Source organism: Streptomyces cahuitamycinicus (assembly GCF_002891435.1).
GTDB classification, from domain to species: Bacteria; Actinomycetota; Actinomycetes; order Streptomycetales; family Streptomycetaceae; genus Streptomyces; species Streptomyces cahuitamycinicus.
Genome location: NZ_POUC01000341.1, coordinates 1 through 8873, shown reverse-complemented (window position 1 = coordinate 8873; position 8873 = coordinate 1). Strand labels below are relative to the sequence as shown.

General features: G+C 66.5%; 11 protein-coding genes and 1 pseudogene. 10 read left to right on the top strand and 2 right to left on the bottom strand.

Annotated elements, in window-relative coordinates:
• The 5 genes from C1J00_RS32210 to tuf all read left to right on the top strand — a co-directional run.
• The coding region (locus tag C1J00_RS32210) for a DUF4190 domain-containing protein (RefSeq protein WP_102912515.1) at positions 1 to 361 on the top strand (361 nt) is incomplete at its 5' end.
• A gap of 320 nt (positions 362 to 681) precedes the next feature.
• On the top strand, positions 682 to 1053 hold the full coding sequence (rpsL, locus tag C1J00_RS32205; RefSeq protein WP_003948652.1) for a 30S ribosomal protein S12: 372 nt from the start codon (positions 682 to 684) through the stop codon (positions 1051 to 1053).
• Between the two features lie 2 nt (positions 1054 to 1055).
• Complete coding sequence (rpsG, locus tag C1J00_RS32200; protein WP_003974303.1) at positions 1056 to 1526, top strand: 30S ribosomal protein S7; 471 nt, start codon at positions 1056 to 1058, stop codon at positions 1524 to 1526.
• 39 nt (positions 1527 to 1565) lie between these two features.
• Complete coding sequence (fusA, locus tag C1J00_RS32195) at positions 1566 to 3692, top strand: elongation factor G (protein ID WP_102912513.1); 2127 nt, start codon at positions 1566 to 1568, stop codon at positions 3690 to 3692.
• A gap of 156 nt (positions 3693 to 3848) precedes the next feature.
• A complete protein-coding gene (tuf, locus tag C1J00_RS32190; protein ID WP_030839706.1) occupies positions 3849 to 5042 on the top strand; it encodes an elongation factor Tu in 1194 nt (397 codons plus the stop codon).
• 315 nt (positions 5043 to 5357) lie between these two features.
• Here the strand turns inward: tuf and C1J00_RS32185 are convergent, their stop codons facing one another.
• Complete coding sequence (locus C1J00_RS32185) at positions 5358 to 5615, bottom strand: cupredoxin domain-containing protein (protein ID WP_102912512.1); 258 nt, start codon at positions 5613 to 5615, stop codon at positions 5358 to 5360.
• Entirely contained in the window at positions 5612 to 5959 is a 348-nt protein-coding gene (locus C1J00_RS32180) for a hypothetical protein (RefSeq protein ID WP_102912514.1), read from the bottom strand. The genes C1J00_RS32185 and C1J00_RS32180 overlap by 4 nt, the downstream gene beginning before the upstream one ends.
• A 152-nt stretch (positions 5960 to 6111) precedes the next feature.
• On the opposite strand from C1J00_RS32180, the gene C1J00_RS32175 reads away from it, so the two are divergent.
• The 5 genes and pseudogenes from C1J00_RS32175 to C1J00_RS32160 all read left to right on the top strand — a co-directional run bounded on the left by C1J00_RS32175 (position 6112) and on the right by C1J00_RS32160 (position 8627).
• Entirely contained in the window at positions 6112 to 6759 is a 648-nt protein-coding gene (locus C1J00_RS32175) for a hypothetical protein (RefSeq protein ID WP_102912511.1), read from the top strand.
• 49 nt (positions 6760 to 6808) lie between these two features.
• Positions 6809 to 7135 carry a hypothetical protein gene (locus C1J00_RS32170; RefSeq protein ID WP_102912510.1) on the top strand — a complete coding sequence of 109 codons (327 nt, stop codon included), beginning with the start codon at positions 6809 to 6811 and terminating at the stop codon, positions 7133 to 7135.
• An 11-nt stretch (positions 7136 to 7146) separates the two neighbouring features.
• The gene (locus tag C1J00_RS32165) at positions 7147 to 7581 is read left to right on the top strand and encodes an SMI1/KNR4 family protein (protein ID WP_180989767.1); all 435 of its coding nucleotides are present in this window, start codon (positions 7147 to 7149) and stop codon (positions 7579 to 7581) included.
• A 29-nt stretch (positions 7582 to 7610) separates the two neighbouring features.
• Positions 7611 to 8012 (top strand): annotated as a pseudogene (locus C1J00_RS44510) (RHS repeat-associated core domain-containing protein); the annotation flags it as partial.
• An 18-nt stretch (positions 8013 to 8030) separates the two neighbouring features.
• Entirely contained in the window at positions 8031 to 8627 is a 597-nt protein-coding gene (locus C1J00_RS32160) for a hypothetical protein (RefSeq protein WP_102912508.1), read from the top strand.
• Positions 8628 to 8873: the final 246 nt, after the last annotated feature.

The following is an 8873-nucleotide window of genomic DNA, read 5'->3' as shown; positions in this document are numbered from 1 at the left end:
GGCGTACGCCGCGCGGACCGTGGGGGAGCTGGCGCTGCTCGTCGCGGATCTGCCGCAGGGGCCGCTGCCGCAGCCTGCGTCGTTCGGGGCCGTGCCGGCGTCGTACCTGCCCGTGCCGCGGCCGCGGACCAACGGCAAGGCCGTCGCGGCGGGGGTGTGCGGGCTGCTGTGCGTGCCCACCATGGGGCTGACCGGGATCCCGGCCGTCGTGCTGGGGCATGTGGCCCGGGCCGAGATCCGCAGCCGGGGAGAGCTGGGGGACGGGCTCGCGCTGACCGGTCTCGTGCTCGGATGGTTGTCCACGGCAGGTTGGGCACTCGTTCTGGTGTTGCTGACGGTGGTGTCCGTCGTAGCATCCTGAAGGTGTGCATATCGGACACTCGCCGACGAATTGAAGATCGACAACGGCTGAGGGGCTTGACATGTCCCGCCCGGCGATGCGGGCGACGCCCATTTGTTTTGACCGCAGCGAATGCGGTAGGTACGCTCAGACCTTGTGCCTGGGGTGTGCCCTGGCTCGCGTGTGTGCCATGAACCGCACGGCGAGCCGATGTCGGCCACCGTGATCCGCGCTTTTTTCTGCCTTGCGGCGGGAGTCCACGGATTCGACACACCCGACCGCGTGGGTCGGAGATGTTCCAGGTTAGCTTCACCATTCGGCACACAGAAACCGGAGAAGTAGTGCCTACGATCCAGCAGCTGGTCCGGAAGGGCCGGCAGGACAAGGTCGAGAAGAACAAGACGCCCGCACTCGAGGGTTCGCCCCAGCGTCGCGGCGTCTGCACGCGCGTGTTCACGACCACCCCGAAGAAGCCGAACTCGGCCCTGCGTAAGGTCGCGCGTGTGCGTCTGACCAGCGGGATCGAGGTCACCGCTTACATTCCGGGTGAGGGACACAACCTGCAGGAGCACTCCATCGTGCTCGTGCGCGGCGGCCGTGTGAAGGACCTGCCGGGTGTTCGCTACAAGATCATCCGCGGCTCGCTCGACACCCAGGGTGTCAAGAACCGCAAGCAGGCCCGCAGCCGCTACGGCGCCAAGAAGGAGAAGTAAGAATGCCTCGTAAGGGCCCCGCCCCGAAGCGCCCGGTCATCATCGACCCGGTCTACGGTTCTCCTCTGGTGACCTCCCTCATCAACAAGGTGCTGCTGAACGGCAAGCGCTCCACCGCCGAGCGCATCGTCTACGGCGCCATGGAGGGTCTGCGTGAGAAGACGGGCAACGACCCGGTCATCACGCTGAAGCGCGCGCTGGAGAACATCAAGCCGACCCTCGAGGTCAAGTCCCGCCGTGTCGGTGGTGCGACGTACCAGGTTCCGATCGAGGTCAAGCCCGGTCGCGCCAACACGCTCGCGCTGCGCTGGCTGGTCGGTTACTCCCGCGCCCGTCGCGAGAAGACCATGACCGAGCGTCTGCTCAACGAGCTTCTCGACGCCTCCAACGGCCTCGGTGCCGCTGTGAAGAAGCGCGAGGACACCCACAAGATGGCCGAGTCCAACAAGGCCTTCGCGCACTACCGCTGGTAGTCGCTACCCACATCGAGACCGAGAGAAGACTGAAGCCTTATGGCTACCACTTCACTTGACCTGGCCAAGGTCCGCAACATCGGGATCATGGCCCACATCGACGCGGGCAAGACGACCACCACCGAGCGGATCCTGTTCTACACGGGCGTGTCGTACAAGATCGGTGAGGTCCACGACGGCGCCGCCACCATGGACTGGATGGAGCAGGAGCAGGAGCGTGGCATCACGATCACCTCTGCTGCGACCACCTGTCACTGGCCGCTCGAGGACAACGACTACACCATCAACATCATCGACACCCCGGGGCACGTCGACTTCACCGTCGAGGTGGAGCGCTCCCTGCGCGTGCTCGACGGTGCCGTGACGGTGTTCGACGGTGTCGCCGGTGTCGAGCCGCAGTCCGAGACGGTGTGGCGTCAGGCCGACCGTTACGGCGTGCCGCGCATCTGCTTCGTCAACAAGCTGGACCGTACCGGCGCCGAGTTCCACCGCTGCGTGGACATGATCTCGGACCGCCTGGGCGCGCAGCCGCTGGTCATGCAGCTGCCGATCGGTGCGGAGGCGGACTTCAAGGGCGTCATCGACCTCGTGACGATGAAGGCCCTGGTCTGGTCGGCCGAGGCGACCAAGGGCGAGATGTACGACACCGTCGACATCCCGGACACCCACGCCGAGGCTGCCGAGGAGTACCGCGGCAAGCTGCTCGAGGCCGTCGCCGAGAACGACGAAGAGCTGATGGAGCTGTACCTGGAGGGCACCGAGCCCACCGTGGAGCAGCTCTACGCCGCGATTCGCCGTATCACGATCGCGTCCGGCAAGAGCGGCGGCACCACCGTCACTCCCGTGTTCTGCGGCACCGCGTTCAAGAACAAGGGCGTTCAGCCCCTGCTCGACGCGGTCGTGCGCTACCTGCCCACCCCGCTTGACGTCGAGGCCATCGAGGGCCACGACGTGAAGGACCCGGAGCAGGTCGTCGTGCGCAAGCCGTCGGAGGACGAGCCCCTCGCCGCGCTCGCGTTCAAGATCATGAGCGACCCGCACCTCGGTAAGCTCACCTTCGTCCGGGTCTACTCGGGCCGCCTGGAGTCCGGCACCGCCGTGCTGAACTCCGTCAAGGGCAAGAAGGAGCGCATCGGCAAGATCTACCGCATGCACGCGAACAAGCGTGAGGAGATCGCCGCGGTGGGCGCCGGCGACATCGTCGCCGTCATGGGTCTGAAGCAGACCACCACCGGTGAGACGCTGTCCGACGACAAGAACCCGGTCATCCTGGAGTCCATGGACTTCCCGGCGCCGGTCATCCAGGTCGCCATCGAGCCCAAGTCGAAGGGCGACCAGGAGAAGCTGGGCGTCGCGATCCAGCGCCTGGCCGAGGAGGACCCGTCCTTCCAGGTCCACTCGGACGAGGAGACCGGCCAGACCATCATCGGTGGCATGGGCGAGCTGCACCTCGAGGTGCTGGTCGACCGTATGCGCCGTGAGTTCAAGGTCGAGGCCAACGTCGGCAAGCCGCAGGTCGCGTACCGCGAGACCATCCGCAAGGCGGTCGAGCGGGTCGACTACACGCACAAGAAGCAGACTGGTGGTACCGGCCAGTTCGCCAAGGTGCAGATCGCGATCGAGCCGATCGAGGGCGGCGACGCCTCGTACGAGTTCGTGAACAAGGTCACCGGTGGCCGTATCCCGAAGGAGTACATCCCTTCGGTGGACGCCGGTGCGCAGGAGGCCATGCAGTTCGGCATCCTCGCGGGCTACGAGATGACGGGCGTCCGCGTCACGCTCATCGACGGTGGCTACCACGAGGTCGACTCCTCCGAGCTCGCGTTCAAGATCGCCGGTTCGCAGGCCTTCAAGGAGGCCGCGCGCAAGGCCAGCCCCGTACTGCTCGAGCCGATGATGGCCGTCGAGGTCACCACGCCCGAGGACTACATGGGTGAGGTCATCGGTGACATCAACTCCCGCCGTGGCCAGATCCAGGCCATGGAGGAGCGGGCCGGTGCCCGCGTCGTGAAGGGCCTCGTGCCCCTCTCGGAGATGTTCGGCTACGTCGGCGACCTGCGCAGCAAGACGTCCGGCCGTGCGAGCTACTCCATGCAGTTCGACTCCTACGCCGAGGTTCCGCGGAACGTCGCCGAGGAGATCATCGCGAAGGCCAAGGGCGAGTAACGCAGAGCGTCTGCACGCCGTAGGCTTGACTCCGGAGCCTTGAGGGGCATTCCGCCGCAATAGCGGTGAGAGTGCCCCGGGGCCCGGGCTTTCCAGCAAAGATCACCTGGCGCCGATGAGTAAGGCGTACCAGAACCACTCCCCAGGAGGACCCCAGTGGCGAAGGCGAAGTTCGAGCGGACTAAGCCGCACGTCAACATCGGCACCATCGGTCACATCGACCACGGTAAGACGACCCTCACGGCCGCCATTACCAAGGTGCTGCACGACGCGTACCCGGACCTGAACGAGGCCTCGGCCTTCGACCAGATCGACAAGGCTCCTGAAGAGCGCCAGCGCGGTATCACCATCTCCATCGCGCACGTCGAGTACCAGACCGAGACGCGTCACTACGCCCACGTCGACTGCCCCGGTCACGCGGACTACATCAAGAACATGATCACGGGTGCGGCGCAGATGGACGGCGCCATCCTCGTGGTCGCCGCCACCGACGGCCCGATGCCGCAGACCAAGGAGCACGTGCTCCTGGCCCGCCAGGTCGGCGTTCCGTACATCGTCGTCGCGCTGAACAAGGCCGACATGGTGGACGACGAGGAGATCCTGGAGCTCGTCGAGCTCGAGGTCCGTGAGCTCCTCTCCGAGTACGAGTTCCCGGGCGACGACCTGCCGGTCGTCAAGGTCTCGGCGCTCAAGGCGCTCGAGGGCGACAAGGAGTGGGGCAACTCCGTCCTCGAGCTCATGAAGGCCGTGGACGAGAACATCCCGCAGCCCGAGCGTGACGTCGACAAGCCGTTCCTCATGCCGATCGAGGACGTCTTCACGATCACCGGTCGCGGTACGGTCGTCACCGGCCGTATCGAGCGTGGTGTCCTCAAGGTCAACGAGACCGTTGACATCGTGGGCATCAAGCAGGAGAAGACCACCACCACGGTCACCGGCATCGAGATGTTCCGGAAGCTCCTCGACGAGGGCCAGGCCGGTGAGAACGTCGGTCTGCTGCTTCGTGGCATCAAGCGCGAGGACGTCGAGCGCGGCCAGGTCATCATCAAGCCGGGCTCGGTCACCCCGCACACCGAGTTCGAGGCGCAGGCCTACATCCTGTCCAAGGACGAGGGTGGCCGCCACACGCCGTTCTTCAACAACTACCGCCCGCAGTTCTACTTCCGTACGACGGACGTGACCGGCGTGGTGACCCTCCCCGAGGGCACCGAGATGGTCATGCCGGGTGACAACACCGAGATGAAGGTGGAGCTCATCCAGCCCGTCGCCATGGAGGAGGGCCTCAAGTTCGCCATCCGTGAGGGTGGCCGGACCGTGGGCGCCGGCCAGGTCACCAAGATCAACAAGTGAGTCTTCGGACTGGCTTGAGGGTCTACTGACCTGAGTGGCTCGAAGGGGCCCGTACGACTTCGGTCGTGCGGGTCCCTTTGCTGTGCCGGGGGTGGGCAGGGCACTTGTGCTTGCCGGGGGTGGTCACCGCATGTTGCGCATACGCGGGTGGCCGTATGACGTCGCGCCGATGTCCCTGCGCGAGGATCCGCCGACGAAGACGGACGTCAGCCGGGGCAGAGCCGAGGGCGTCGCCGTAGTCGCTGCCGACGCCGGGGTGCGCTCATCGGCCCCGGGGGAGGGAGTCGTACGGCAGGTGGGTCTCGTGTGGTCGACTCAGAAGCCCAGGTACGTGATCTGGACGACGTAGATCCGCTCGCTGCGGACGACGACCTGATACGTGAACATGCCCCCGGGGACGATGACGTCGCCACCCCTCGGGTCTACGCCATCATGCGCCTGTCCGTGAATGTGCAGGGTCTCGGCGGCCCTGACCAACTCATCGGCCTTGAGTTCCACCTCCGCGAGAAAGCCGACGGGAGCGGTTCGGGCCACTTCCTCCGCGCCGAAGGCGTACTCCCATTTCCAGCTCACTCGCTGACCGCGTTCATGGCTTCGTCCAGGACAGCGCTCAGTTCACGCAGGGCCTCATGGGCGATGGCGGTGTCCTCGTGCTCCAGGTTGCTCTTCGCGCGGGCGTAGCGGGTGGACAGGTCAGGACGCCGGGCGATCTCGATGTCGCGGGCCCAGGCCAGCACCCAGCTCTGCACCGGGCTGAGGGACTGCCACTCCACCGCCTTGGCGAAGGCGTCGTCCTTCGTGGCCTGCATCTCTTCCAGACGAGCCGGATCGACAGCGGCGAGGGCGGCGCGCAGGGCGTCAGGAGTGTGCTGGGGGCGGGGGGCCAGCTCATGTCCGTGGTCGGCCTGAGTGCTCATCGTGTCCACCTCCAGGGAGTGCCCCGGCCAGGCTATCCCGCCCGGGTGACAGGGGAGCGCGGCAACGTGAGCGGCGGCTTCCTTTCTGGACGCTCAAGGAGTAGTGGCACGATGTGCGTACGTGTGATCGAGCGAACGGGGAGACCGGCGTCATGGCCCGCTACATGGAGACACTGACCGTCGAGCGGGGCGGTTTCCGGATCAAGGTGCCTGAATCCTGGTGGGAGTTCGACGTGCGGCCGGAGTCGCGGGACGACTCGATCCGGCGGATGGTGGGCGAACGGGTGCGGCAACGCCCGGAGTTGGAGCAGTACCGCGACGCGTACGTCGACTTCCTCCGGAAGGCCGCCGCGGACGCCTGGAAGTCCGGCGCGATGTACTGCGGTTGCATGGCGGAGAGCTTCGGCGGCGACACCCCGATAACGGGTTCGGTGACCGTCTCCCTCGTCGGCGGTCGAAACGAGCGCGGTGAGCCGTTGTCGAACGACCCGGCCGTCATCGCGAGCCAACTCGCGGTGAAGGAGGCCAAGCGGGAAGGCGACTCCTGGCGGAAGGTCACGACCGTCGACATCCCCGGTGTCGGGCCTGCCGCGCGCACGTACGGCATCGAGGACATCGCCGTACCGGGCGACGCGCTCAACCGGACCATCCGGGCCGTGCTGATGCAGACGTACATCCCCGTCCCGGGCCAGGAGGGCAAGGTGGCCCTGGTCGCCGGCAGCAGCCAGGTCCTCGACCTCGCGGACTCCTTCTTCGACATCTTCGACGCGATCACGTCGACGTTCCGGTTCACGGGCTGACCTCCCTGTCACGAGGACGGCCGGGACATCTAGCAGGAAAGCCGCTGCTGTGCGCCTGATGATCACCTCGCAGAAGACCGACAGGCTGGACAGGTGGCAGTGGGTCTTCGAGGACTGGCCAGACGTCATCTGCCAGCGGGGACTGCGCGCCCAGACTCCGATCGACGCGGTACTCATGGCCGCAGTCGAGGAGTGGAATGCTCACCACGCCGAGCGGCAGATCTCCGACGAGAACGACAAGGTGATCGCTGGTCGAACCGAACGCTGCGGTAGGTTCGCCCTGGCCAATTCCTGCCCTTCCCGAGAGTCAGGTGGACGACGTCTTGGCCGGTCGGCTCGCACCGGCGCCGTAGCGACAGACGCTGACGGCACCTAATCGGAGTAAATGTGACTTGGCGCGAGCTCGTCGAAGCGTTCCCCTCCGCGGAACTCCGTGACCCCGCATACCCCGGCACCCTCGACCGCATCGAATCGGTCCTGGGTCAGCCGCTCCCGGGTGACCTCCGCGCCTTCCTTCTCGAGAGCAACGGGTTGGCCGATGATTACGGCACGGACGTCATCTGGTCTGCCGACCGGATCCTCGGTGAGAATCTCTCGTTCCGCAACGACGAACAGCGCAAGTCCCTGTACAGGGAGTTCGATGCGCTCATGTTCTTCGGAGACAACGGCGGGGGAGACCAGTTCGCCTTCGTCCGGCGGCCCGAGCGCGACGAGGTGTTCGTCTGGGACCATGAGACGGACAGCAGAATCCTCCTGGCGCCGAGCCTGAAGCGCTATCTGCGCAGTGCGTTGGAGAGCGACGGCGAGGACTGGTATCGGTAGGCATACTGCTCACGGCTCCACGACCGTTCCGGCCGTCGTCCGACGAGCAGGGCGTCGCCGAGGAGGCCTGGTTCACCTGGGACGGCGCACATCTGGTGGAGCAGACCACCGTCCGCGCCGGTTCGCCCGAGGTGTCCACACTGACCTGGGAACGGGACGGCACTCGCCCGTTGACGGACGGAGCGCACCACCCTCGCCGACGCGCCTCAGGAGGTCGTCGACGAGAGGTTCTTCGCCATCGTCACCGATCTGGTCGGCACCCCGACCGATCTGGTCTCGGGGGCCGGTGACATCGCCTGGCGCTCCGATGCCACCCTCTGGGGGCTCACGGCACCGGACGGGGCGTACACCCCGCTGCGCTTCCCCGGCCAGTACTTAGACCCCGAGACGCAGCTCCACTACAACTCTTTCGGTACTACGACCCGACGACGGACAAGGGTGGTGACGCGATGACTGACGTGCCCGGTGGAGCGCTGTCGGTTTACCGGCTCCTGCCGACCCTCGGTGAGTACCAGCAGCTGCATCTCGACAGCGTCGGAGTGCGTCAGCTCATGCGCTGGCAGAGTGCCCGCGCCGGTGTGGAGCCGCCCGCCCGGCTGAGCGCGGAGTGGATGGGCGAGCAGCGATGGGCCAGGAGCGAGTTCCCCTCCGGCAGGCCAGGTGCTCCCGTGCTCAGCCGGCGTCTCGCCGACTCCTTGGGGGACGCGTTGTCGTCGGCCGGCCGTCTGGTGCCGGTCGACATCAAGGGCGCCAAGGGCGACGAGTACTTCGTCTTCATGGTCGAAAAGGTGGTCGACTGCCTCGATCCGCACAGGTCGTCGAAGCCGAAGAGGCTGGACGGGGAGGTCAAGAAGCCCGTGTACCGCGTCGAGGCGCTGCCGACGCGTCTTCCCGCCTTCCGGCTACCGCAGTTTCCTGGTGCGGTGCAGTGGAACGGCTGGGCGGCCGACCGGCTCGTCGACCTCACCGGGGACCAGATCGAGAAGCGTCTGACCTGGTCCCAGGACCCGGCGTCCAAACCACACCCCGACCCCTGGGGCATCTGACAGAACCCTCGGGTGACCCGGACCGATGCCTCGGCCGGGAACGGCACGAGCCACAGCTACAAGAGGACGTTGCGGGATTGTGCGGCGGGCCGACGGAGGGCGGTTCATGCCGCCGCGCAGGTGCCCAGGCCCGCATCACAGCAGTCGCGGCAGTAGGAGCCGGGTGTGGGTGTTCGGATGGCACGCTCGCAGCCCTCGCAGTTGTGGAAGGGGGGAGGGGGTGGCGGAGCGTGGGTGCCGCTTGAC